22 protein-coding genes and 1 tRNA gene are annotated in these 25,286 nt (G+C 42.2%); 20 read left to right on the forward strand and 3 right to left on the reverse strand.

Going from position 1 to position 25,286, the window contains the following annotated elements:
- Nucleotides 1–75 precede the first annotated feature (75 nt).
- Nucleotides 76–1,029 (forward strand): glycosyl hydrolase family 18 protein, encoded by a 954-nt coding sequence (locus tag VIM89_RS02870; RefSeq protein ID WP_488154622.1) that lies wholly within the window; start codon nucleotides 76–78, stop codon nucleotides 1,027–1,029.
- On the opposite strand, the gene VIM89_RS02875 is transcribed toward VIM89_RS02870, so the two are convergent.
- Nucleotides 1,030–1,446 (reverse strand): DUF1003 domain-containing protein, encoded by a 417-nt coding sequence (locus VIM89_RS02875; protein WP_488154623.1) that lies wholly within the window; start codon nucleotides 1,444–1,446, stop codon nucleotides 1,030–1,032.
- A 418-nt stretch (nucleotides 1,447–1,864) separates the two neighbouring features.
- Here VIM89_RS02875 and VIM89_RS02880 point away from each other — a divergent pair, with 418 nt between their 5' ends.
- From VIM89_RS02880 to VIM89_RS02920, 9 genes are all read left to right on the forward strand, one after another.
- On the forward strand, nucleotides 1,865–3,214 hold the full coding sequence (locus VIM89_RS02880; RefSeq protein ID WP_488154624.1) for a sigma-54-dependent transcriptional regulator: 1,350 nt from the start codon (nucleotides 1,865–1,867) through the stop codon (nucleotides 3,212–3,214).
- A gap of 109 nt (nucleotides 3,215–3,323) precedes the next feature.
- The gene (locus VIM89_RS02885; protein WP_488154625.1) at nucleotides 3,324–4,655 is read left to right on the forward strand and encodes a Gfo/Idh/MocA family protein; all 1,332 of its coding nucleotides are present in this window, start codon (nucleotides 3,324–3,326) and stop codon (nucleotides 4,653–4,655) included.
- A gap of 626 nt (nucleotides 4,656–5,281) precedes the next feature.
- Nucleotides 5,282–5,359 (forward strand): K(+)-transporting ATPase subunit F, encoded by a 78-nt coding sequence (gene kdpF / locus VIM89_RS02890; RefSeq protein WP_377145610.1) that lies wholly within the window; start codon nucleotides 5,282–5,284, stop codon nucleotides 5,357–5,359.
- Nucleotides 5,360–5,368: 9 nt separating this feature from the next.
- On the forward strand, nucleotides 5,369–7,090 hold the full coding sequence (kdpA, locus tag VIM89_RS02895; RefSeq protein WP_488154626.1) for a potassium-transporting ATPase subunit KdpA: 1,722 nt from the start codon (nucleotides 5,369–5,371) through the stop codon (nucleotides 7,088–7,090).
- 6 nt (nucleotides 7,091–7,096) lie between these two features.
- Nucleotides 7,097–9,130, forward strand: coding sequence for a potassium-transporting ATPase subunit KdpB (gene kdpB, locus VIM89_RS02900; RefSeq protein WP_488154627.1), 2,034 nt, complete (start codon nucleotides 7,097–7,099; stop codon nucleotides 9,128–9,130).
- Nucleotides 9,131–9,136: 6 nt separating this feature from the next.
- Nucleotides 9,137–9,700, forward strand: a complete 564-nt coding sequence (locus tag VIM89_RS02905; RefSeq protein ID WP_488154628.1) for a K(+)-transporting ATPase subunit C — start codon at nucleotides 9,137–9,139, stop codon at nucleotides 9,698–9,700.
- Nucleotides 9,701–9,716: 16 nt separating this feature from the next.
- The gene (locus tag VIM89_RS02910) at nucleotides 9,717–10,775 is read left to right on the forward strand and encodes a porin (protein WP_488154629.1); all 1,059 of its coding nucleotides are present in this window, start codon (nucleotides 9,717–9,719) and stop codon (nucleotides 10,773–10,775) included.
- Between the two features lie 118 nt (nucleotides 10,776–10,893).
- Nucleotides 10,894–12,024, forward strand: coding sequence for a sensor protein KdpD (locus VIM89_RS02915; protein ID WP_488154630.1), 1,131 nt, complete (start codon nucleotides 10,894–10,896; stop codon nucleotides 12,022–12,024).
- Nucleotides 12,021–13,733 carry a HAMP domain-containing sensor histidine kinase gene (locus VIM89_RS02920; RefSeq protein WP_488154631.1) on the forward strand — a complete coding sequence of 571 codons (1,713 nt, stop codon included), beginning with the start codon at nucleotides 12,021–12,023 and terminating at the stop codon, nucleotides 13,731–13,733. Before VIM89_RS02915 ends, VIM89_RS02920 begins: the two co-directional genes overlap by 4 nt.
- A 2-nt stretch (nucleotides 13,734–13,735) precedes the next feature.
- Here VIM89_RS02920 and VIM89_RS02925 read toward each other — a convergent pair whose 3' ends face one another.
- Nucleotides 13,736–14,122, reverse strand: a complete 387-nt coding sequence (locus VIM89_RS02925) for a helix-turn-helix domain-containing protein (RefSeq protein ID WP_488154632.1) — start codon at nucleotides 14,120–14,122, stop codon at nucleotides 13,736–13,738.
- A 3-nt stretch (nucleotides 14,123–14,125) separates the two neighbouring features.
- Nucleotides 14,126–14,419, reverse strand: a complete 294-nt coding sequence (locus VIM89_RS02930; RefSeq protein ID WP_488154633.1) for a type II toxin-antitoxin system HigB family toxin — start codon at nucleotides 14,417–14,419, stop codon at nucleotides 14,126–14,128.
- A 199-nt stretch (nucleotides 14,420–14,618) separates the two neighbouring features.
- On the opposite strand from VIM89_RS02930, the gene VIM89_RS02935 reads away from it, so the two are divergent.
- The 10 genes from VIM89_RS02935 (at nucleotide 14,619) to VIM89_RS02980 (ending at nucleotide 25,183) form a co-directional block, all read left to right on the forward strand.
- Nucleotides 14,619–15,290: a hypothetical protein gene (locus VIM89_RS02935; RefSeq protein ID WP_488154634.1), complete on the forward strand. Its 672-nt coding sequence runs from the start codon at nucleotides 14,619–14,621 to the stop codon at nucleotides 15,288–15,290.
- A gap of 135 nt (nucleotides 15,291–15,425) precedes the next feature.
- The gene (locus VIM89_RS02940) at nucleotides 15,426–16,382 is read left to right on the forward strand and encodes an acetyl-CoA carboxylase carboxyltransferase subunit alpha (protein ID WP_488154635.1); all 957 of its coding nucleotides are present in this window, start codon (nucleotides 15,426–15,428) and stop codon (nucleotides 16,380–16,382) included.
- A 110-nt stretch (nucleotides 16,383–16,492) separates the two neighbouring features.
- Nucleotides 16,493–16,563, forward strand: a tRNA-Gln gene (locus VIM89_RS02945).
- 147 nt (nucleotides 16,564–16,710) lie between these two features.
- Nucleotides 16,711–17,655, forward strand: a complete 945-nt coding sequence (locus tag VIM89_RS02950; RefSeq protein WP_488154636.1) for a ribose-phosphate pyrophosphokinase — start codon at nucleotides 16,711–16,713, stop codon at nucleotides 17,653–17,655.
- Between the two features lie 70 nt (nucleotides 17,656–17,725).
- Nucleotides 17,726–18,304 (forward strand): 50S ribosomal protein L25/general stress protein Ctc, encoded by a 579-nt coding sequence (locus VIM89_RS02955; protein WP_488154637.1) that lies wholly within the window; start codon nucleotides 17,726–17,728, stop codon nucleotides 18,302–18,304.
- A 148-nt stretch (nucleotides 18,305–18,452) separates the two neighbouring features.
- Nucleotides 18,453–19,013, forward strand: coding sequence for an aminoacyl-tRNA hydrolase (gene pth / locus VIM89_RS02960; protein ID WP_488154638.1), 561 nt, complete (start codon nucleotides 18,453–18,455; stop codon nucleotides 19,011–19,013).
- Nucleotides 19,014–19,186: 173 nt separating this feature from the next.
- Complete coding sequence (locus VIM89_RS02965; protein WP_488154639.1) at nucleotides 19,187–19,591, forward strand: BlaI/MecI/CopY family transcriptional regulator; 405 nt, start codon at nucleotides 19,187–19,189, stop codon at nucleotides 19,589–19,591.
- 4 nt (nucleotides 19,592–19,595) lie between these two features.
- Nucleotides 19,596–22,010 carry a M56 family metallopeptidase gene (locus VIM89_RS02970; protein WP_488154640.1) on the forward strand — a complete coding sequence of 805 codons (2,415 nt, stop codon included), beginning with the start codon at nucleotides 19,596–19,598 and terminating at the stop codon, nucleotides 22,008–22,010.
- 195 nt (nucleotides 22,011–22,205) lie between these two features.
- Nucleotides 22,206–24,707, forward strand: coding sequence for a TonB-dependent receptor (locus tag VIM89_RS02975; RefSeq protein WP_488154641.1), 2,502 nt, complete (start codon nucleotides 22,206–22,208; stop codon nucleotides 24,705–24,707).
- A gap of 125 nt (nucleotides 24,708–24,832) precedes the next feature.
- Complete coding sequence (locus VIM89_RS02980) at nucleotides 24,833–25,183, forward strand: Spx/MgsR family RNA polymerase-binding regulatory protein (RefSeq protein ID WP_488154642.1); 351 nt, start codon at nucleotides 24,833–24,835, stop codon at nucleotides 25,181–25,183.
- The last annotated feature ends 103 nt before the right edge of the window (nucleotides 25,184–25,286 follow it).

Below are 25,286 nucleotides of genomic sequence, written 5' to 3' on the forward strand. Positions count from 1 at the left end.
ACAACTCAATAAAAGCTAAATATAATTAATTAGCCCCTGTTGCCACAATCAATCAATAAATTGATATTAGTAGTAATGAAAAGATACTTTTTATTACTCGCGTTAATGTTGTGCTGCCTCTTGGTGAGCGCTCAGGCAAATAAATTCAGGGTGATCGGTTATCTCCGTTTAGATAATATCATCAACGGCGATGCCGATAAAATTGATTTCAGCAAGGTCACCCATGTGAATATTGCATTTATTAATCCTGATTCAGCCGGAAATTTCCAGGAGTTGCCAAAACTGAAAGCATTTACAGACAAGATGCACCGTTATCATGTAAAAGTGCTGGCATCCATTGGCGGCGGACTTGCTCCGGCTTATTATTCAAATTTATTAAATGATGTTAACCGTGCTGCCCTGATAAAAAAGCTGGTTCAACTAACAGAGCATTATAATTTTGACGGCATAGATGTCGACCTTGAAGGCGAGCGTATAGATGCAAACTATGAACAATTTATAAATGGATTATTACCCGCACTGAAGGCAAAAGGAAAAATGCTTACGGCGGCAGTGGCCACTGTTTACAAAACCAGGTATACTGATAAGGTTTTTACCTTGTTTGATTTTATCAATATCATGTCGTACGATAAAACTGGTCCGTGGAGGCCGGAAAAACCAGGCCCTCATGCGCCTTATGAAATGGCTGTTGAGGATGTGGATTACTGGGCCGGAGAAAAAGCAATTACTAAAGAAAAACTGAATTTAGGCATACCTTTTTACGGTTATGGATTTGGTGCTAAGGTGCCCGCTGATATGTCTTACCGAAAAATCATTAATACATACGATGGTGCGGAAAAAACGGACTCTGTAACCGTAAAAGATGGGGGCACCATTTATTATAACGGTATCCCCACCATAAAAAATAAAACTAAGCTGGCTCTGCAAAAAACAGGCGGCATTATGATCTGGCAATTAATGCAGGATACCACCGGCAGCAATTCCCTGCTTAATGTTGTTAACGAAACGATTGCTTCTTCAACCAAGTAACTATTTTACTTTCATTTCATTTAGTAAGTGCAAAATGCGATCAAGTTTGTCTACTTCAATGGCATTCAGGCGCTTTTGTAATTCCTCGATTTCCTCTTTTGCCTCGCAATTGGTTTTATAATCTGCGTCGGCCTGTGCCCTGTCGCGGTCGCTCTGCCTGTTTTGAGCCATCATGATAATAGGAGCAGCATAAGCAGCTTGTGTAGAGAAGACAAGGTTTAATAAAATATAAGGATACGGATCCCAGCGATGAGTAGCTATCAGAACAACATTCAGTGCCATCCAGGCTACAACGATAATGGTTTGCCATATAATAAATTTCCAGGAGCCCATTCCATTAGCTACTGAGTCTGCTAAGCGTTGTCCGAATTTGCGTGAATCGAGGTGGATGTCGTGCCAGGTTTTTCTTGTTGACATAAGGGGTAAGGGGGTTTGAATTAAGTCTTTAAATATAAAGAATGTATCAGTCATAAAAAAAGAGTTTGAGCGATCGGCCCAAACTCTTTTTCACACTTGCTAACCTATTAAATAATCTTTAGTAAGGACGGTAATAGTGATGATAATGATGGTAACCACCTTCACGAACAACACATCCTGAAGTTACTGATACGATCAATATGGCGATAAGTGCTAATCCTGCAAATTTCCTTTTCATGATATTTCGATTTAAATTTTTACTGACCTGCTTCTCTTTTGCAGATCGTTATAGTTTAGATGTAAGAGTTTCTAAAAGGATTAATTGCTACTTTATTGTTACAATATTCTAATGGATTTTTAATGCGGGCATATAATAACGTTTGATTAAGCTAATTTTTTATCAACTTTGCATCCCGATATGCAAAAAGGCAGGTTATTGATCATTGATGATGAAGAGCGGTTGCGAAACCTGCTGGCCCGTATTCTTCAGTTGGAAGGATATGAAGTAACCACAGCAGCCAACGGCAAAGAAGGCTTGCGCAAATTACAACAGGAATCATTTCATGTAGTATTAAGTGATGTAAAGCTTCCAGATAGTAACGGCATCGAACTTACCGAAAAGATCAAAACAAGTTGGCCCGCTACCGAGGTGATCGTTCTTACGGCTTTTGGAACTATCAATGACGGTGTAAAGGCTATCAAATCAGGTGCTTTTGATTATATCACTAAAGGTGATGATAACGAGAAGATCATTCCGCTGGTGAGTAAGGCGATGGATAAAGCCTTTTTGCAGCAACGTGTAGAAGAACTGGAAAGCAAACTGAATAACAAATTTGGGTTCGACCGCATTATTGGTAAATCCTCAGCCATAACTGATGTCATTAAGCTTGCCCAAAAAGTCGCTTTATCAGATACAACCGTTTTATTATTAGGTGAGACTGGTACTGGCAAAGAAGTTTTTGCCGAATCAATACATCAGGCAAGCAATCGTAGGGCGAAATCATTTGTCGCCGTTAATTGCAGTGCTTTTACGAAGGAGCTATTAGAAAGTGAATTGTTTGGCCATAAAGCAGGTTCATTTACTGGGGCTACAAAAGATAAAAAAGGACTATTTGAAGAGGCTAATGGCGGTACGATATTTTTAGATGAGATCGGCGAGCTCGATCATGAGCTGCAGGCTAAGTTGCTAAGAGTTCTGGAATCGCAGCAGTTTATCAAAATAGGAGACACCAAACCGACCACTGTAAATGTGCGCATATTGGCGGCAACTAATCGTGATCTGTTTAAAGAAAGTGAAGAGAGTCATTTCAGATCTGATCTTTACTATCGCTTATCCGTTTTTCAGATCACCTTACCTGCTTTGCGTGAGCGCAAAAAGGATATCAGTTTATTAGCGGAATACTTCATGTCGTATTTTGCGGCGAAGGTTGTTAAGCAGATCACCGGTTTATCCAAGACTTTCGTCGAAAAACTGGAGGCTTACAACTGGCCGGGAAATATTCGTGAACTAAAGAATGTGATAGAACGCGCTGTGATCCTTTGTGACGGTAATGAGCTGGATGAAACCTTGTTGCCTTACGATATTCAAAATCTACAGCCTTTAAAATCTAATCAAACCTTATCGGCCTTCGACCTGTCATCGGTCGAAAAATTGCATATTCAGCGTGTACTCAATCATACCCACGGCAACCGTGCCGAAGCTGCCCGGCTTCTGAATATTGGTATAGCGACCCTCTACCGTAAGCTGAAAGAGTACGGCCTGGAATAATTTACGATTTTAGATGTACGAATTACGATTTATTCTGAAAGTTTTTATCGTATGAATCGTTAAAATCCTTCAATCGTGTCCTATATTTAGCAAAACCAATTACTGACTTATGAATTCCCGTAGAGATTTTCTGCAGAAGTCTGCTTTGCTGGCAGGCGGCACCATAATGGCTTCGGCTTTAAACAACCAGGCATTCGCCATTTTTAAAAATCGCATTGCACCATCCGATCAACTGAATATCGGTGCTATTGGCATCAACGGTATGGGTTGGGCTGATGTTACTGCGGCATTAAAGGTGCCAGGTGTAAATCTAATTGCTATGTGCGACGTAGATAAAAACGTGATGGATAAGCGAATGGCTGATTACACAAAAATGGGTCATGATGCGTCAAAAGTTCGTCGATATGATGATTACAAGGCATTGTTAGATCAGAAGGATATTGATGCTGTGGTCATCGGTACGCCCGACCATTGGCACGCCATGATCATGATGCATGCCTGCGAAGCCGGAAAGGATGTGTATGTAGAAAAACCTGTGGGCAACTCCATCGGAGAATGCAGGGCGATGGTGGCAGCACAGCAAAAGTATAACAAGGTAGTGCAGGCGGGGCAATGGCAACGCAGTCAACAACATTTTAAAGATGCGGTTGATTTTGTGCAGGGCGGTCAATTAGGAAATATTCGTACAGTAAAAGTATGGTGCTACCAGGGGTGGATGCGCCCTGCTCCGGTAGTTCAGGATAGTGCGCCGCCTGCAGGAGTGAATTATGCATCATGGCTCGGCCCGGCTAAAACGGTACCTTTCAATGCCAGCCGTTTCCATTTCAATTTCCGTTGGTTTTGGGATTATGCAGGTGGTTTGATGACCGATTGGGGCGTGCACCTTTTGGATTATGGTTTACTGGGAATGAAATCCCCTATACCAAAATCCGTTTCAGCTTTGGGCGGAAGATTTGCTTATCCCGAACTATCCGAAGAAACGCCAGATACTTTAACTACGCTATACGAGTTCGACGGCTTTAACATGGTGTGGGATTCGGCAATGGGTATTGATAACGGCTCTTATAACCGTGATCATGGTATTGCGTACATAGGTAACAACGGCACACTAATACTGGACAGGAACGGTTGGGAAGTAATAGAAGAGCGCCAGAGTAAAAGCAAAGTCGCTAAACCCTATGTTGCCAAATCAGACGACGGTTTGGATAAACACTGGGAAAACTTCGTCAGCGTGGTCAAATCGCGTAAGCTGGAAGACCTGCATTGCCCTATCCAGGCAGGAGCCCACGTAGCTACCGTAGCACAAATGGGAAATATAGCCTATCGCAGTGGCAAGAAGTTAGAATGGAACAACGGCGAAGGTGGCTTTACTGATAACGCCATTAACAAGCAATACATGATGAAGGAATATCACAACGGGTATAAACTGCCGAAAGTGTGATTTCATTTAAGATTTTAGACTTACGATTTTAGATTTATCTTCTTTAAGAATATAAAAAAACGTCATGCTGAATTTATTTCAGCGCCCCACAGGACATTCACGCTTGCTTGGTCAGCGATTTGCAGGTAGCAGACATGTATATCGCACACCTTTATGATGGGGTGCCGAAATAAATTCGGCATGACTTCTAACTATACTCTCATTTTAATAAAGCTCTATCATTTTGATAGAGCTTTTCTGTTTATTCTCTCCTATAATCTACCTTGATTTGTTTTTAAGCACCTGATTCATAGTTTGTTGAATGGTTTGCGGCTATTGCTGGCATCCTCTTCGCGAATAGGGAAGAAAATCAACCCAAAGCGTAACACAGTCAGCAATGAAAAGAGAACAAGCAAAATACTCCCCTAAAGAACTTCTGATAATGATCTTCTACTGCCTTTTTGCTCTGGCGCTGGGTTATATCGTCTATCTCAAAATCAAACTTCTGCAATAATTAACTAAACGCTATGCAACAAAACCCCACTAAAAATTAAAACTATGAACACCCTTTATCTCTTCGTCGCCATCATCGTAATGTGCTGGCTTTCCTACAAATCAATCGACTGGTTCGAAAAAATCTAAAAATCATGATCGCATTATTCATTATCTCAATTGCGGTTTTCATCTACATGGTATATGTACTGCTGAAACCCGAAAAATTTTAATCTGAAACTATGAACACGGAATTAACTGGAATAATAGTAACATTCATCATCACGCTCACCATAGCAATCATGCTTGGTAAGTACATGGCAAAAATGTATGCCGGCGAGAAGGTATGGACCGACTTTCTGAAACCGCTCGAAAAATGGATGTTCAAACTGGGAGGTATCAATCCTAAAGAACACATGAACTGGAAGCAGTTCCTGAAAGCTATGCTTATCATCAATATCTTATGGGTATTATATGGCTTTTTTGTGCTGATATACCAGGACAAACTGCCCCTGAACCCTGATGGTAACCCCGGTATGACGCCTGACTTGTCATTCAATACCATTATCAGTTTTTTGGCAAACTGTAACCTGCAGGACTATTCGGGAGAGACAGGCGCAACCTATCTTACCCAGCATTTTATATTCATGTTCCTGCAATTTACCAGTGCTGCAACGGGTATGGCTGCTGCCGTTGCGGTTTTCAAAGCATTCAGGGACAAAACCACAACTGACCTGGGTAACTTTTGGGACTTTTTTGTAAAATCAATAACCCGTGTATTGTTACCTATTTCAGTAGTGATCGCCCTGATATTGACTTTCAACGGTACACCAAGCAGCTATGCAGCTAAAGATAAATTTATCTCACTGCAGGGAGATACAGTTACCTTATCACGCGGGCCTGCTGCGCAAATGATCGCCATAAAACACCTCGGTACAAATGGTGGTGGATACTTTGGCGCAAACTCAGCTCATCCGTTCGAAAACCCGAATTATTTCACCAACATGGTGGAGGTCACTTCACAATTTATTATTCCTGTCGGGATGATTATTGCACTGGGCTTTTTCATCCGCAGAAGAAAATTAAGCTGGATAATATTTGGGGTGATGCTGGTGGGTACGTTGATGCTCATGATCCCATCGATAGTAAGCGAGGTAGGTGGTAACCCCGAAATAGCTAAAATGGGTATAACCCAAGCTACCGGTTCGATGGAAGGCAAGGATGTTCGGTTTGGTCCGGCTGCAACGGCTTACTGGAGCACACTTACCACCGTAACCTCTACCGGTTCGGTAAACGGCATGCACGATAGTATGATGCCTTTAACCGGTTGCTGGGAGTTGCTGGCAATGATGATCAATGGTTTCTTTGGTGGTGATGGCGTCGGCTTCCTGAATTATTATATTTATCTGATCATCGCTGTATTCATTTCAGGATTGATGGTTGGTCGAACACCCGAATTTTTGGGCCATAAAGTAGAGGCGAGAGAAATAAAGATCGCCGCAATTATCACCCTACTCAGTCCATTGTTGATCAAAGGCGGTACCGCATTGGCTTGTTATATATTCTACACACACCCTAATGCAGATTGGGCAGTAAAGCCATCTGCATGGCTCAATAACCCGGGTTATCACGGCTTTTCGGAAATGCTGTACCAGTTTGTATCATCCAATGCGAACAACGGGTCCGGATTTGAAGGTTTGGCAGACAATAATATCTTCTGGAATGTCAGCGCAGGTGTAGTGATCTTCTTTGGGAGGTTTCTGCCGATCATTGGTCCGGTGGCAATCTCTGGTCTGCTGGCGCAAAAGAAATTCATACCTGAATCTGCCGGTACATTACGCATCGATACGGTGACTTTCGGTGTAATGACTTTCGCTGTGATCCTCATATTGAACGCCTTGTCATACTTCCCTGCACTGGCATTGGGCCCGCTGGCAGAATATTTTTCAATGCTTAAGCACTAATTTGAAATGAAAAATCAATCTAATAAATTATTTGAGCCTGCCCTTGTACGGACAGCCCTCAAAGAATCATTCATAAAACTCGATCCCCGGGTAATGATACACAACCCGGTGATGTTTACTGTAGAGATCGGTACACTGGTAATGCTGGTTGTGAATTATTACTCCTTTTCGCATACAGATCAGGGCTCATTCGGCTACAACTTAGGAATATTCGTAATCCTGTTGTTAACTGTATTGTTCGCCAACTTTGCTGAAGCAATTGCCGAGGCACGTGGCAAGGCACAGGCTGACAGCCTCCGTAAAACACGTGAAGAAACACCTGCCAAAGTATTGCTGGATAATGGCACAATCATTACCAAATCATCCAATGAATTACGTAAAGGCGATACATTCGTTTGCACAACAGGCGATACCATTCCAACAGATGGCGAGATCATAGAAGGTATTGCTACTATCGACGAATCGGCCATTACCGGTGAATCAGCCCCGGTAATCCGTGAAGCAGGCGGTGATAAGTCGTCTGTTACCGGTGGTACAAAAGTATTATCAGATAATATTAAAGTACTGGTAACCACTCAGCCGGGCGAGAGCTTCCTGGATAAGATGATCGCATTGGTAGAAGGCGCATCACGTCAGAAAACACCAAACGAAATTGCACTGACTATTTTGCTGGCAAGCTTTACGCTAATATTTATCATCGTATGCGTTACGCTGCAACCATTTGCAAAATATGCTAATACCCCTATCACTATTGCCGCATTGATCTCATTGTTTGTATGTCTTATCCCAACTACCATTGGTGGACTATTATCTGCCATCGGTATCGCGGGTATGGATCGTGCATTGCGTGCCAACGTGATCACCAAATCGGGTAAGGCGGTTGAAACTGCAGGCGACATCGACACCCTATTGTTAGACAAAACCGGGACAATAACAATAGGTAACCGTAAAGCCACCCACTTTTGGCCGGTTGACGGTGTTACCGAAGGGGAATTTGTAAAAGCTTGCGTGTTGAGCTCACTGGCAGATGAAACCCCTGAAGGTAAATCAATAGTAGAACTGGCTGAACAGGGCACAGGATACCTTACTGTAAAAGTGCCTGACGGTGCAACATTTATAAAATTTACCGCTGAAACTCGCTCAAGTGGTTTAGATACCCCTGATGGTTTGCGCGTACGCAAAGGGGCTTTTGACGCCATCAGGAATATGGTAACAAAAGCAGGCAATCCATTGCCTAATGGTGTTGAGGACAGAGTGAAAACCATCGCTTCAAATGGCGGTACACCATTAGTAGTATCTCAAAATGAGAAGGTTTTAGGTGTGATCGAATTGCAGGATATCATCAAAACAGGTATCTCAGAACGTTTCGACCGTCTACGCAAGATGGGGGTAAAAACAGTGATGGTAACCGGTGATAATCCATTAACTGCCAAGTTTATTGCTGAAAAGGCTGGTGTGGATGATTTTATCGCTGAGGCAAAGCCCGAGGATAAAATGAACTATATCAAACACGAGCAAAACGGTGGTAAACTTGTAGCCATGATGGGCGACGGTACAAACGATGCCCCGGCACTGGCTCAGGCAGACGTTGGTGTAGCCATGAACAGCGGTACACAAGCCGCCAAAGAAGCCGGCAACATGGTCGACCTGGATAACGATCCGACCAAACTGATCGAGATCGTTGAGATCGGGAAACAGTTGCTGATCACCCGCGGTACACTGACCACTTTCTCTATCGCAAACGACGTGGCTAAATATTTCGCCATAGTACCGGCATTGTTCATCACGTCTATACCAGCATTGCAGAGCCTGAACATTATGGCTTTGCATAGCCCTCAGTCGGCCATATTATCGGCGGTAATCTTCAATGCGATCATTATTCCGATGCTTATTCCTTTGGCTTTAAGAGGTGTTGAGTATAAGCCGATTGGCGCAAGTGCATTGCTGCGCAGAAATCTGTTGATCTATGGTTTCGGCGGTGTTATCGCGCCATTCATAGGCATAAAACTGATCGATCTGGTTGTTTCATTAGTAGTTTAAAAAATCATGAAGAAGTACATTATTCCATCAATAAGAATAACCCTGGTGCTCATTGTAGTACTGTGTGTCATATATCCGCTGTTTATCGCTGCTGTCGGTAAACTGGCTAAAGGCAAAGGCGATGGCGAGACCATCGTAGTAAATGGCAAAGTGGTTGGTTATGCCAATGTGGGACAGAATTTTTCCAAACCCCAATATTTTTGGGGACGTCCGTCTGCCGTAGCTTATGCTGCCAATGGCTCAGCGGGATCAAACAAAGGTCCAACCAATCCTGACTATCTGAAGGATGTTCAAAAGCGCATTGATACCCTGTTAAAGTATCACCCATACCTGAAACGTAGTGATATCCCTGCAGATATGGTAACTGCATCGGGCAGCGGCCTCGATCCGGACATTTCGGTGCAGGCGGCCAAAATGCAGATCAAACGTGTGGCCCAATTCCGCAAACTTGACGAGCAAAAAGTAACCGACCTGGTAAATAATCACATCGAGCACCCGTTGCTGGGTTTGCTTGGCCCTGAAAAAGTAAATGTGCTGAAGCTGAATGTGGCTCTGGATGAACTGAAATAATAGAACTAATACTGTAATGAAAACTATAATATCTCTATTTTCAATATTAACTATAACAACCTTATCGGTGAAAGCAGCGACAACTGCCGCCGTGGACACCGGAAAGGTAGGTACCACTGCGGATCCAAAAGATCCGCCCCTGATCTTCTCTGGTTCGGTGGATACTTATTATAAATATGATTTTTCAGGTCATGCTAATATTCCGACCAGCTTTGCTTCTGATCAAAACTCGGTATCAATCGGTATGATCGACCTGGGATTAAAAAAGAAAGTAGGCAAAGCTGCTTTTGTTGGTGAATTGGCATTTGGGCCTCGCGGTCAATACCAGTCGATCCCTAATGGTGATGGTACTGTCGCTAATGGAAATAATTCATTCCATATTCAAAATCTGTATGTATCCTATGATGTCACTGATAAATTGAATTTCACTGCAGGTTATATGGCTACCTTTATTGGTTATGAGGTAGTATCACCAACAGGAAACTTTAACTATTCTACATCATACCTGTTTACCAATGGGCCATTCCAGAATGCAGGCTTTAAAGCAACTTATGCTTTCTCTGATAAAATAAGCTTAATGGCCGGTATCTTTAATGATAACTGGAATACTTATACTTCACAGCATGATGTATCGACTTTTGGTGCGCAGTTAATGGTAGTTCCTTTGAAAGGCTGGACTGCTTATTTGAATGTAGCTTCTGGACCGACTTCGGGTACGATATTCGACCTGACCACTGCTTACCAGATCACTGACGCTTTTAAATTAGGTTTGAATGCCGCTGATTTTACTACAGCGCACTTTGGTAATGGTTACGAAGGCGTAGCACTATATCCTCAGTTAGCTGTATCTAAAATTGTCACTTTGGGAGTGAGAGGTGAGTATTTTAAAGTGAAAAAAGGCGACGATGTTACAGGTTTAACATTCACCGCAAACGTCAAGGCAGGTGCTTTAACCATTATTCCGGAAGTGAGATTGGATAATGCCAATGTAGATACGTTTGGCTTTACCAAAGGAGATGGCATGCCAACCAAACAGGCCAGCCAGTTTGTAATTGCTGCGGTGTATGCTTTCTAACTAACTTTACATATAACATTGAAGGTAAACACGGACGTGCAATTTTTATTTAGTTTGATTGAGTTCGTGTAAAAGGGGATGTCCGGAGAACATCCCCTTACCACTTTGATAACCAATTATGGACGGAGAAAATAAAGAGCAATCGGTAGAACATTTCCTGGAGCTAATCAAACGCTCACGGCGGGGTAAGTTTAAGATATATATCGGCATGAGTGCCGGTGTAGGTAAAACTTATCGTATGCTTATGGAAGCGCATGCTTTGATGCGCAGCGGCATAGATGTAAAGGTCGGCTATATCGAAACGCATAAACGTAAGGAGACCGAAGCGTTGATAGATGGCTTACCCGTAATACCACGCCGTAAATTATTCTACAAAGGCAAAGAGCTGGAAGAGATGGACCTGAACGCCATCATCAGTTTACGTCCGGAGGTGGTGATTGTGGATGAATTGGCTCACACCAATATCGAGGGCAGCCAGAATGAAAAGCGCTGGCAGGACGTACGTGATATCCTGAATGCGGGTATCAACGTGATCAGTGCAGTGAATATTCAGCACCTGGAAAGTATAAACGAGGAAGTGGAGCGTATTACAGGCGCAAGTATAAAAGAACGCATCCCGGATAAGGTATTACAGCTTGCAGACGAAGTGGTAAACATCGACTTAACCGCTGATGAACTAATTGAAAGGCTCAAGCAGGGTAAAATCTACGATGAAAAAAAGATTCCGCTTGCGCTGAATAACTTTTTCCAGTCTGAACGGATCTTGCAATTGCGTGAGTTGGCGCTGAAAGAAGTAGCCCATCAGTTAGAACGAAAGATCGATACGGAGATACCTAAAAATGTAAAGTTGCGTGCCGAGTTGTTCCTTGCCTGTATCAGCACAAATGATGAATCGGCTAAGATCATCATCCGGAAAACGGCGCGCCTGGCATCCTATTACCGCTCCAAATGGTATGTACTTTATGTGCAAACCTCGAATGAGAGCAGTGATAAGATCAACCTGGCCGCACAACGCCACCTGATCAATAATATGAAAACGGCTACCCAGTTAGGAGGCGAGGTACTGAAAATAAAAAGTGATAATGTTGCCAAGACAATCTGGGAGGCGGCTGAAAAATATGAGATCACAACCATATGTATTGGCAAGCCGCACTTTAAGTTTTATCAACTGGTAATGAAGACCGCCGTATTTACCCAGCTTTTGAAAAAAATGTCCAAAACGGAAATCGATTTAGTAATACTGTCATGACTATAAAAAATAAACTCAGGGCCGGTTTTGGCTTCCTTTTTTTGCTGGCGCTCATTTGCTGCGGCCTGGCTATCTGGTTCCTGAACAGGCTATCAGCTGATTCCAGTGTGATCCTGAAGGATAATTATGAGACCCTTCAGTTTGTAAGAAACATAGGTAATGCGATGGACGAAAATGAGTTGTCGCTTAATGCGCAGCAGATCAGCATTATCGAAAAAAACCTGGTAGGACAGGAACATAATATTACTGAGCCCGGAGAACAGGCTGCAACTGATTCACTACGTTCTAAATATGAACAGCTAAAACTCCAAGGTAATAATCTTCAAAAGCAAACCGACCTGAGATTGCAGATACGCAAACTGCTTTATAGCATCATGCAATTGAATATGAATGCTATTCAGCATAAAAATGCAACGGCCAAAGCCACGGCAAGCCAGGCAACTATGATCGTAGCTTTCATCGGATCATTCCTGTTTCTCATCGCGTTCAGCTTTATTATCAACTTTCCGGGTTATATAGCCAATCCCATCCGTGAGCTTACCGAGCGTATCAAAGAGATTGCCAAGCGCAATTATCATCAGCAATTGAGTTTTAAATCGAATGACGAGTTTGGCGAACTGGCCCAGGCTTTTAATACCATGACATTTAAGCTTGCTGAATACGAGAACAGCAACCTGGCTAATATTTTATTTGAGAAGAAACGAATTGAAACGATCATCAATTCCATGCACGATGGCATTATTGGTTTGGATGAGAAATCGCTTATTATATTCGCCAATGAGGTGGCGTGCACACTTATCGGCATTACTGAGGCAAGTCTTGTTGGCAGGTATGCACCTGACGTTGCCGTTGAGAATGATCTGCTAAGGAACCTTTTGCAGACCAGCCAGAATAGGGTCAAAATATTTGCGGATAACCGGGAAAGCTATTATTCAAAAGAAATTCTATCTGTTATCAATAAAGATAAATCCATTGGTAAAGTGATTATCCTGAAAAACATTACCGAGTTTCAGCAACTGGATGAGGCTAAAACCAACTTTATAGCCACCATATCTCATGAGCTTAAAACACCGATATCATCTATCAAAATGAGTTTGAAGTTATTGGAAGACCAACGTATCGGTGATATCAATACTGAACAGAAACAATTGATTGGCAATATCGAAGATGATACCCGTCGTTTGCTGCAAATCACCGGAGAGCTGCTGGACATGGCCCAGGTAGAAACCGGTAAACTGAACCTGAATTTTGGCAGCACACATCCTCAGAATATTGTGGATTATGCAGTAAAAGCCATCAAATTTACTGCTGATCAGAAGCAGGTGAATATAGATGTACATTTTGATGAAAACCTGCCCGAAGTACGCGCCGACCTGGATAAAACAACCTGGGTATTGATCAATTTACTATCAAATGCCATAAAATACAGCCCTGAAAAGTCGGCTGTCAACCTGGATGTAAAAAAACTGCGGGGCGATGATGTTGAGTTCTCAGTTCAGGATCATGGACGAGGTATCGAAAGCAAATACTTGCCGCGCATATTCGAGCGATACTTTAAAGTGCCTGGCGCTACAATGGAGCAAACGGGCACAGGCCTGGGCCTGGCTATTGCAAAGGACTTTATCGAAGCACAGTCCGGAAAGATCGGTGTACAAAGCGAATTGGGCGAAGGCAGCAGATTTTATTTTACTTTAAAAAAGGTAGTTTGATATTAATGCTCAGTCTTTAATTGATACTCTTTTATAAGGGAATCCGTAGGTAATTTTAAAAAATCGCTGAACTTACGGATCATAGTTAATGAAAGCGCCTGCTTATAGTTTAATACCTTACTGATGGTGCCTTTATCTCCATAAATATTGGCCAGATCAGAAGGTTTATAACCGAAATCATCAAGCCTTATTTTAATTAACTCCACAGGATCGACCTCTGGTAAATCCAGTGTCGATTTTTCATATTCGGCAATAAGATGCACAAGAAGCATTTTTTCTTTGTGTTCTTCTGTGCCTTTTGCTGCCCGCTTAACCTGTTCGTATCTATTAACGGCAGCATTGTATTCGGTTTCAGAATCAATTAAAAACCATTGTGCTTTTGTACTCATAATTTAAATAGTTTCTGCGTCAATATTATCGTATTCAGAGTGAGTGCCTATGAATCTTATTTCCACAATTTCATCTTCATAATCCACCTCTACAATCAGGCGGTATTTGTTCCCTGTTATTTTAAATCTTGCCCTGTTGCCCTTTATGATCTTAGCAGTGGGAAAATCTCTTAATACATCGGTGCTTTGTTTCCAAATAGCTTGCTCAGTAACAATACGCCAGGCAGTTAGACTTTTACCAGAATCAGCGTGCTTTCGGGCAAATTGCTGAAGCTTGGTTAGATAAATTATGATCATAGACTAAGGTTCAACGCAAATATAATAAATAGGTTGGTAATTTGCCAACAGTTAAATGAAAAATTATTTATCTATAAATATTACCGAATAATTAACATTTTTGAATTGAAATATAATTCCTATGCTAAAACGGCTACTTTTCACTTTGTTATGTTTGTTTTTTTTTATGCCTGTCTTTGCGCAAACGCATGAAGACAGCGTGAAAAATAATCAGGTTACAGATACTACTGTAAAACGCCCCACTGTTGATACAATCGCCAAAAAACAGGTTGATACAACCAGGCATGTAGCGGTAGATAGTACTACAAAAGCGCATCCTGCTGATAGTGCCGCGAAGCCTCAGAAAGCTGACAGCGCTTCCACACATCATAAACCGGCGGTAAAAGCTGCAAAAAAATCACCAGCAAAAACAGTGGCTAAGGCTCCGGTAGTTATCGATACCGAACCTAAACATTCAACCGTCAAAACAATAAGTGATTTAAAGTATAACGCATATTTGAAAGGTGAAGACCTTGATAATATGTCATTGGCCGGCGACCTGAATCATTTCCCATCACCGGATAGTGTATTGAAATATAAAAAGCAACTGGATCTGAGCCCTATTCAAGTTGGACAGTTAACCAAACTTTCCACTGAGTTGCACCGCAAAAAGGTGGAAATGGGCGGTAATATTATACGCAATGAAAAGATGCTGGATAGCCTTTTCCATTCTCATCAGATAGATGAAGGATCGCTTATTTTTTATACCAACCGCTCGGGATTGTACTATGGCGAGATGAAAGGGGCAATATTGATGGCTTGTTATAATGCAGAGAAGCTATTGACTCCCGCACAGATCAAAAAACTGGAAACTTTGGAGAAAACCAATTGATTTGAAAATGTGTCGATTTGAAGATTTGAAAATGAGGAAAAAGCAAGTTAATTTTCAAATTGCCACATCCTCAAATTTTCAAATTAAAAAATATCCCATTTCATTTAATTAACTTTGCCACCCTCAATAAAGCATATGAAAATATCTTTTGATTTTGAAAAACCCCTGGCTGATCTGCAGCAGCAGATCGATAAAGTGAAGCAGGTTGAAGAGAAAACCAAGGTGGACATGTCGGCAACCATTAATGAGTTGCAGGAAAAATTCGATACTACCAAAAACCAGATATATACCAATTTAACCGGTTGGCAAAGGGTCCAGATATCCCGTCACCCTGAAAGACCATATACCTTACAGTACCTGGAGCTAATGTGCGATGATTTTATCGAATTACATGGCGACCGTACTGTTGGTGATGATAAGGCAATTATAGGTGGCTTTGGCACTATGGGCGGCCATACCGCGATGTTTATCGGTCACCAGAAAGGGCGTAATACCAAAGAGCGTCAGTACCGTAACTTCGGTATGGCGAACCCTGAAGGTTATCGTAAAGCTTTGCGTTTGATGAAGTTGGCCGAGAAATTCAATAAGCCGATCATCACTTTGATTGATACTCCGGGAGCATTTCCTGGTCTTGAGGCAGAGGAACGCGGCCAGGGAGAAGCGATTGCCCGTAACCTGCTGGAAATGTCTGTGTTGAAAGTGCCCGTTATCTGCATCATTATTGGTGAAGGTGCATCAGGCGGTGCATTGGGTTTGGCTATTGGTGATAAAGTATTCATGCTCGAAAATTCATGGTATTCGGTGATCTCTCCTGAAAACTGCTCTACCATTCTCTGGAAAACCTGGGAAAATAAAGAACGCGCTGCGGAGGTTTTAAAGCTTTCGTCGACTGAAATGTTTAAAAATAAACTCATCGACGGAGTAATAAAAGAACCGCTTGGCGGTGCGCACCAGGATCCTGTTGCGATGGCAACTACATTAAAAAAGCACCTCCTGAAGGATTTGAAAGAGCTACAAAGCAAGGACATTGATCAACTTGTAACAGAAAGAATCGATAAATTCTGTTCGATGGGCGTAGTGGTTGAAGAGTAATTTCTTGCCTTAATATTCTCTTTACACTTTTTTTAAAATAGCTTTTGAACTTAAAAAATTCGTCTTATATTTGCATTCCTTTTCGGAATGGCAGCAAACCGAGTGGAGATTGCCTGATAGTATAATGGTAGTACGACGGTTTTTGGTACCGTTTGTCTAGGTTCGAATCCTGGTCGGGCAACAAGAGAATTTCGGATTTCGGATTTTCAATGTCGGATATATCCGGTTGATAATTTGAAATCCGAATTGCTTTTAAACAGGTATAAAGTAATTCCGAAATCGTAATTTAATTCCGAAATCGAAAATCCGACATTCGAAATAAAAAAAGATGCCTTTACAGTTTAATCCAATCAAACTATTTGCCGGTTCAGGGACAACCGAGTTAGCAGCAAAAATTGCGGACGCATATGGTAAAGATTTGGGTGAAGTTGCGGTGTCCCGTTTTAGCGACGGCGAGTTTCAGCCTCACTTTAATGAGACGGTGCGTGGTTGCGACGTGTTTTTGATACAATCAACATGTCCGCCTACGGATAACCTGATGGAGTTGCTGATGTTGATCGATGCCGCCCGCCGCGCATCTGCGCATTATGTAACTGCCGTTATCCCATATTTCGGTTTGGCCCGCCAGGACAGGAAAGATAAACCCCGTGTGGCAATAGGCTCAAAATTGGTAGCTAACCTTTTGGTAGCAGCCGGTATCAACCGAATTATGACGATGGACCTGCACGCAGCGCAGATACAAGGCTTTTTTGATGTGCCTGTAGACCACCTGGATGCATCCATCATTTTTGTGCCTTATATTAAAAGCCTGGGCCTGGAGAACCTGACTATTGCTTCTCCGGATATGGGAGGATCATATAGGGCGCGTACTTTTGCAAAGTTTTTTAATGCAGAAGTGGTGATTTGCGATAAGCGCCGTAAGCGTGCAAACGAGATCGAATCAATGACCCTGATAGGTGATGTAACCGGTCAGGACATTGTGCTGATAGATGATATTTGTGATACCGCCGGTACCTTGGCAAAAGCTGCCGGTTTGATCATGGAACGTGGCGCACGCAGTGTAAGAGCTGTTTGTACACACCCGGTGTTGTCAGGAAATGCGTATGAGACGATCGAAAATTCAGTATTAACCGAGTTGATCGTAACTGATACCATTCCGCTGAAATACCCAAGCAACAAAATTAAAGTGTTGTCGACTGCCGAACTGTTTGCGAAGGCTATCCTGAACGTAAACGAGCACGGATCGATCAGCCAGTTGTTTAAGGTAGATTAATTTAAAGCAAATAACACTATGGTCCGCAATTGTGGATCATGGATTTTTAAATAGATAAATAAATTAACAAATGAAATCATTCGCTATTAGCGGTTCTCCAAGAGAGAACGTAGGGAAACGCGACGCCAAAGAGCTGCGTTACCAGGGTTTAGTGCCTGCCGTACTTTATGGTGGCAAAACTCAAATTCACTTTGCAGTTTCTGTAGCTGAGTTAAAGCCGGTTATTTATACCCCGGTTGTTCACTTTATCGACATCACCGTTGGTAATGTAAAATCAACAGCAATCATCCAGGACATTCAGTTCCACCCGTTAACTGAGCAGATCCTGCACGTTGACTTTTTGGAGCTGGACGAGAAAAAACCGATCGCTATTGAAATTCCAATCAAATTAACCGGAACTTCTCCAGGTGTTAAAATGGGTGGTAAACTGGTTCAGAAATTACGTAAACTTCGCATCAAAGCTTTACCTAAAGATCACTTGGATACGATCGACGTAAGCATCGAAGGCCTTGACGTAGGTAAGTCAGTACGTGTTGGCGACTTGAAATTCGACAAACTGACCATCACTAATGCAAAAGAAGATACTATCGTATCTGTAACTACTTCACGTGCATTGCGCCAGGCTGAGCAGGAAGCTGGTAAAAAATAATTTGTGATTACACCGATTAGGTTGTGATTACACCAAATAGATAGCGATGGGTTTTGTGCCCGTCGCTATTTTTGTTTGAAAAGAATATCTTCGCACAATTAAATTGAAGAATAAAGCCTTTTTACGCCTTTGGCAAAAGCCGGTAGTTATGAAGTATCTGATAGTAGGTTTAGGAAACATAGGGCAGGAGTATGCAGATACCCGGCATAACATTGGCTTCATGGTGCTGGATGAATTCGCCAAACAGGAAAATGCGAAGTTCTACAACATGCGCCTGGGCTATTATACCGAAGTATCCCACAAAGGCCGGATGCTCTACCTCATCAAGCCGACTACTTACATGAACCTCAGCGGCAAATCGCTTAACTATTGGATGAAGGAATTAAAGATCCCGGTTGAGAATGTGCTGGTGATTGTAGATGATATTGCCCTTCCATTAGGCACACTCCGCCTTAAACCTAAAGGCAGTGCTGCCGGCCACAACGGTTTGAAGAATATTGAAGCTATCTTAGGCCATAATAATTATGCCCGTTTAAGATTTGGCGTTAGCGATAAGTTCCCCAAAGGTAAACAGGTGGATTACGTCCTCAGCGGCTTTGATGATGACGAATTGCCCGAACTCCCTGCCTTAATAGAGCGATCTATCGAAATGATTAAAAGTTTTGCAACGATAGGGGCGGAGCTGACGATGACGCGCTTTAATAAATAATGAGTGAATGAGTGAGTTAGTGAATGAGTGACTGTAATCAGTTTAGTTCATATTCTATTTCTTTTATCTAAAGGTAAGAAATATTTCTTATTTTATTTTGCTGATTTATAGTTAGTTGTAAAATAGTTGGATGGAAATATTTGGAACATAAGAATTTTTTCTTAGGTTTGAGTATGAGATCATCTAAGAAGGATAAAAACATATCAACGGAACCTACTAAATCAGAACTTGAAATACTGCAGGTGTTGTGGCAGTACGGGCCTTCAACTGTTCGGTTTGTAAATGATAAGCTGAACGAGCAGAAACGCGAGGTGAATTATATGTCGACACAAAAGCTGATGCTGATTATGCTCGATAAGGGATTTGTGACCAAAGATGCCAGCCAGATGACGCACGTGTACCAGGCAGCGGTGGAGGAAGGGAAAACTAAAGGCTACATACTGGATCGTGTGGTTGACAACCTGTTCAATGGTTCGGCAAGCAGCCTGATGATGCAATTGCTCGGCAATAAAAAAATGTCTCCGCAGGAGATGGAAGAGTTTAAAGAACTGATTAAAAAGATAGACCAAAAATCATAAAACCATGAAAACGTTTTGGGCGCCGTATATTTCGGATCATACCATTCACGCAATTTGCTGGACGCTGATCCACTCGCTTTGGATAGGATTAGTTATTGCTTTGCTTGCCGGTTTGGTGATCACTATCACCCGGAAGTCGGACGCTGCATTCCGTTACAATTTGCTTTGCGGTATCCTTATATTGTTTACAGTATCGGTATGCATTACGTTCTGCATTGAAATATGGACGCCGGTAGTTGAGCAGGGTGCTTTCCATGCGACACAGACTATACATGCGCCGGGTGGACTCAATATTATTGTTCCGGCTACCAAGCCGCATATCAGCTTTGTTAGCAGGATAGTGATACTGTTGAATGAGTACTCAACTGCAATATTCATGGTATGGCTGCTGCTTTTTGTGCTGAAAAGTATGAAAATGGCTGGTGGACTATTATATATCCAGCGGATCAGGAATTACCGGGTTCATGAGGTGTCCGAAGAATTTAAACATAAGATTGAGCATTTTGCCGGTCAGATAGGCATAAGGCAGGCTGTCCGCCTGGTGCAATCTGAGCTGGTTAAAGTGCCGGTTGCCGTGGGCTGGTTAAAACCGATGATCTTGTTGCCAATGGGCATCATACTCCAACTATCCCCTGAACAATTAGAAAGCATTTTGTGGCACGAATTGGCCCACATTCGCCGCCGCGATTATTTAGTGAATATTTTACAGGGGATAGTTGAAACGGTATTCTTCTTTAATCCCGGTCTATTATGGCTATCATCTTTGATCCGTGCCGAACGTGAAGCATGCTGCGATGACATCGTGTTGAGCCGCACAAACCGTAAAGCCAATTACCTGGAGGCATTACTCTCCTTTGGATATGAAGATAACAGCAGGGCATCTCTGGCCATGGGCATAGGAAGCGGCAACCAATTACGCGACCGACTTAAGCGTATGGTGAGCCAGGAAAACAAACGATTAAGCGTAATCGAAAAGATTGTATTGGCAGCGGGTTTGGTGGTGTTATCCGCCTTTACTACCATATCAAAAGATAACCCAGTGATAAAGAACCTGGTGGTAAAGTTCACCAATAAATCAGGAAAAGTTATTACTAAAACGATGCCGGTATCGATGCATCGCTTACCCGAAAGTCAACGTGTTAATGACAGCAAACCGGGAGCCCGGACAAAAGATACAATTACTGTAAAAGATACCTCCATAAGGTTCACCAGCATATTATTTAAAAACAGCGACGCCGACCCAACCAATAATGATATCCGCGCGATGGATGAGAAGGGCAATAAATATCATTTTATAGTGGTTGCCGATAAAATTGCTTCAATGGAGATCAATGATGAGGAAGTAGCTGACAATAAACTGCCTGAATACAATTACATGCTGCGCAATATAGAAGGAGAACTGGCGGAGAAGAAGCGTATCCGTGACGACGATGTTGCAAACTTAAAAGAATTGAGAGATCAATACAAAGCCGACGCAGCACACGCTCGCTTTCATAAGGATAGTTTGAAATCTAAAGACAAGGCATTCCGCAAATCCCCTCAGCCAAAAGGCCTTAAAGACATGTCACCTGATTCCTATGTGGCTAAGATGGCGAATATGCAGCGACGGTTCCGCGAAGATAGCCTTAATTATACATCCGAACGCGATAGGGCCTATAATGTGATCGCTGATCTGGTAGACGATAAAGTGGTGCCCGAACCTGCAAGCGTAAAATGGTTTGGCCTGAGCAGTACTGAACTAATTGTTAACGGAATAAAGCAGTCAACTGAGTTGCAGCAGAAATATATGGTTAAGTACGGCATCAGCCCGAATAACGGTCTTTATTACGGACCGGTGCAAATGCATGGAACAGGCGTGTTTATTGATGATGCTGATGGCAGGCCGCCACTGCCGCCGGGAAAGCCGCGTCAACCTAAACTACGCGAACAGAAATCCGGGTATACCCAACCTAAATATATTGATACCGGCACATTGAGGCAATTGCAACTTATGCGACGTAAGCAAGCTTTTGCTGCAGATCTGGCAGGTAAACGTGATCAAATTATACAGCAACGAGGGCGTTTGTTATCAGAACAAGATTTAAAAATGCAACGGAAATGGCTAAAAACTGACCGGAAATTTGTGCATGATCCAAATATGATGGCTGTGGTATCGGATATTATCGGTGACCTGGTAAATGCAAATGTACTTAGCGACAAAAGCGACCTGGTGTATTTCAATCTAACCAATTCTGGACTCATGGTAAATGGAAAAAAGCAACCAGAGGAATTGCATCAAAAATTGAAAGCCAAATATTTGCATAATGCTAATTACCAGCCTGCTTCTGACCTTGAAAGCAACCGGAATTTTGGGATACATTACAATGCCCGGACCGACAGTATGGGACTGGGCATTACCGATGGACCGGATAATCCCTAAACTGTTAATCGGCCCTATAAAATTTACCTATTAGGTAGAGACCAACAATCATCTTTTTTATCAGATTGATCGGGGTAGGTATTCTCTCCCCCTAATAGGGTGAATTTGTATTAAAAAGAGTTAAATAATTGTTAAAACCTCATTTTTGCTGTAACGCTTTAATGAGTCAGGCGTCACTTAGCGAAACCTCCTTATATGAAATTTTTTTTACTAGCCTTATCCTTCAGCTTTTTCACAATGTTTGCTTTTGCCCAAACCGGAGGTTCAGCACCAGCCCCAACTGTTACGATAACTGGTACTGTGCTCGATTCGGCTAATAACAAGCCGATGGGCTATGTAACCGTTGCCATACAGGATTCAAAAACACATGCCGGAGTAAAAAGCGGATTGACTAAGGACGACGGTACTTTTATATTAAAAGCCCCGGCAGGGAAAACCTATGAAGCTGTTTTGGTTTTTGTAGGTTATCGTAATAAAACAATAGCGGTAAACGGGAATGGTCCGGACGTGAATATTGGTAAGGTACTGCTGGCAGCATCATCCAGTCAGTTGAAGGAGGTTTCGGTTACAGCAGCCCGACCATTAATGAAGCAGGAAGTAGACCGCATTAGTTATGATATCCAGGCTGATCCAGACAATAAAGCATTATCTGTGTTGGACATGATGCGAAAGGTTCCATTGCTAACTGTTGATGGTAACGACAATATTCAACTTAAGGGCAGTGCTAACTATAAAATACTGATCAATGGTAAAGAGTCGGCTTTAGTGGCAAAAAATCCATCGGATATCTTGAAATCCATGCCTGCTACCAATATCGAAAAGATAGAAGTGATCACTACCCCACCCGCAAAATATGATGCGGAAGGTTTAGCAGGTATCATTAATATTATCACAAAAAAGAATGCCGACCAGGGATATAATATAGGTTTCAATAGTCGCTTCAATACAGTTTTCGGGGCAGGCTATAACATTAATGGGACGGTTAAGCAAGGTAAATTCGGAGCGTCATTTTTTGGAGGATTTGGCAGCAACGGCGACCTTACAAGTGGTTCCGGGAATGTTGAAAATATATTTGATCCGACTACAAAAGCAGTCACTACAACTATTGACCAGGTAGGTACCACCAGGCAAAAAGGAAATTTTCACTATGGCGGGACAGAGTTGAGCTTTGAAATAGACACCCTTAACTTGTTAACCGCCTCTGTCGACCTTTTCGGAAACGATCAGCATCAATATACCAATCAGCTTTCCAATACAAATACATTGGGCGATTTGGCGCAGGCTTTTAATCTGAATAATACCAATCACAGTACGTTTACGGGTTTTGATGCCTCATTTAATTATCAGATCGGTTTCAGAAAATCAAAAGATGAGTTGCTGACTATCTCTTACAAGTATAGCTATGCTCCCAATAAACAGCAGAATAATAACACTTTTGATGACAGGTTTATGTACCCTCTTTCGTCATATCCTGATTACCAGCAATACAATAATGCGGGCGACAGGGATCATACCATACAGATAGATTATGCCAGTCCGCTTAGCAAAAAAATATCCATAGAAGCAGGAGCGAAAGCCATCCTCCGCAGCAATTACAGCTATTACCATGTAGATGACCGTGATACGCTTACACAGCAATATATTACTAATGATACGCTGACCAATAATTTTACCTATCATCAAAATATTTTAAGCCTGTACAACTCATATCAATTGAAATTGGATAAATGGACGGGTAAAGCGGGTTTGCGCTTGGAGCATACCGCTATCAACGCTGATTTTACTTCGGCTGGAGTTACTACAGCGCCAAGTTATACCAACCTGATCCCATCAATCTCTATTCAGCGCAGTTTCAAAAGCAGCAGTATTAATTTTGGCTTTACACAACGTATTCAGCGTCCGGGTATATTCCAGTTAAACCCGTTTGTCGATAAATCGAATCCAACCTTTATAAATACAGGTAACCCGTCGTTAAAGCCCGAGCTGGACAATACATTTGAGCTGACCTACAGCAACTTCACCAAGAATTCGATCAATGTAGGGTTGAGCTATGCTTTCTCAAACAATTCTATTCAGAATGTGTCGAGCCTGCGCCAGGTGCCTGTTGCAGGGTTTCCGGATAGCACCACTGTAGCTACTTACACCACTTTTGAGAATCTTGGAACAAACAAGACACTTGGATTGAATGTGCATACCAATATGAACATTACCAAAAAACTTACGCTCAATTTAAACAGTCAGGTGAACCATATCTGGCTTAGCGGAACTTTCAATGGTGGTATGTATCATAACGATGGTTTTACCGGTAATGCGTTCGGTAACCTGCGTTACAAGTTCGATAGCGGATTTGCCGTTGGATTCCTTGCCGGATTTTTTAGCGGAAATGTGAACCTGCAGGGTAAATCAAGCGACTTTATCTTTAATCAATACCTGGTTTCAAAAGATTTCTTCAAGAAGAAACTGACACTGTCATTGGTGGCCAATAATCCATACGCCAAATACAATACTTTCCGTAATACAATTAACTCCACCTATTTTTATCAGCAATCTTATAATCAAAATTATTACCGGTCATTCGCTTTCAGGATCAACTTCAAATTTGGCAAGTTCAATGGCAATATTAAAAAGAACGAGCACGGAATTGATAATGACGACACCAAGGGCGGGAATAAAGGCTCGAGCGGGAACGGTAATTAGAAGTCGGAAGTCGGAAGTCGGAAGTCATTTGAACCAGCTAAGATACGCTATCCATTATCGACTATTCGCAGTAATCGTTGCAAACTGCCAACTCAAAACTGCTAACTGAAATGTATCTTCGCGGCATGAAAGTATACGGTATTCCCAATTGCGACACAGTTAAAAAAACACTGGACTGGTTTAAGGCAAATAAAATAAATTACGAATTCCACGATTTTAAAAAGCTTGGCATCAATCCTGAAAAATTGCAGGAGTGGAATGACAAGGCAGGTTATGAAGCCTTTTTAAATAAAAAGAGTACTACCTGGAAAGACCTGCAGCCTGAAGTAAAGGAAGATGTAAAAACCTTTACAGATGCTTTGCCTTTATTGCAGGAAAAAACCAGCATGATCAAACGGCCGGTAATTGAAGATGGTAATTTCCTCTATTTCGGTTTTGATGCGGAGGTTTATAAAAAGCATTTTTTGAAGAAATAAAATAAGGGTGTCATGCCGAGCATCGTCGAAGTATGGTGCGTTGGACCTCTGCGCGCGACTCTTCGACAAGCTCAGAGTGACAACGCTCTATCAATCACTTAAT

It is taken from the genome of Mucilaginibacter sp. (assembly GCF_036568825.1).
Classification (GTDB): Bacteria; Bacteroidota; Bacteroidia; order Sphingobacteriales; family Sphingobacteriaceae; genus Mucilaginibacter.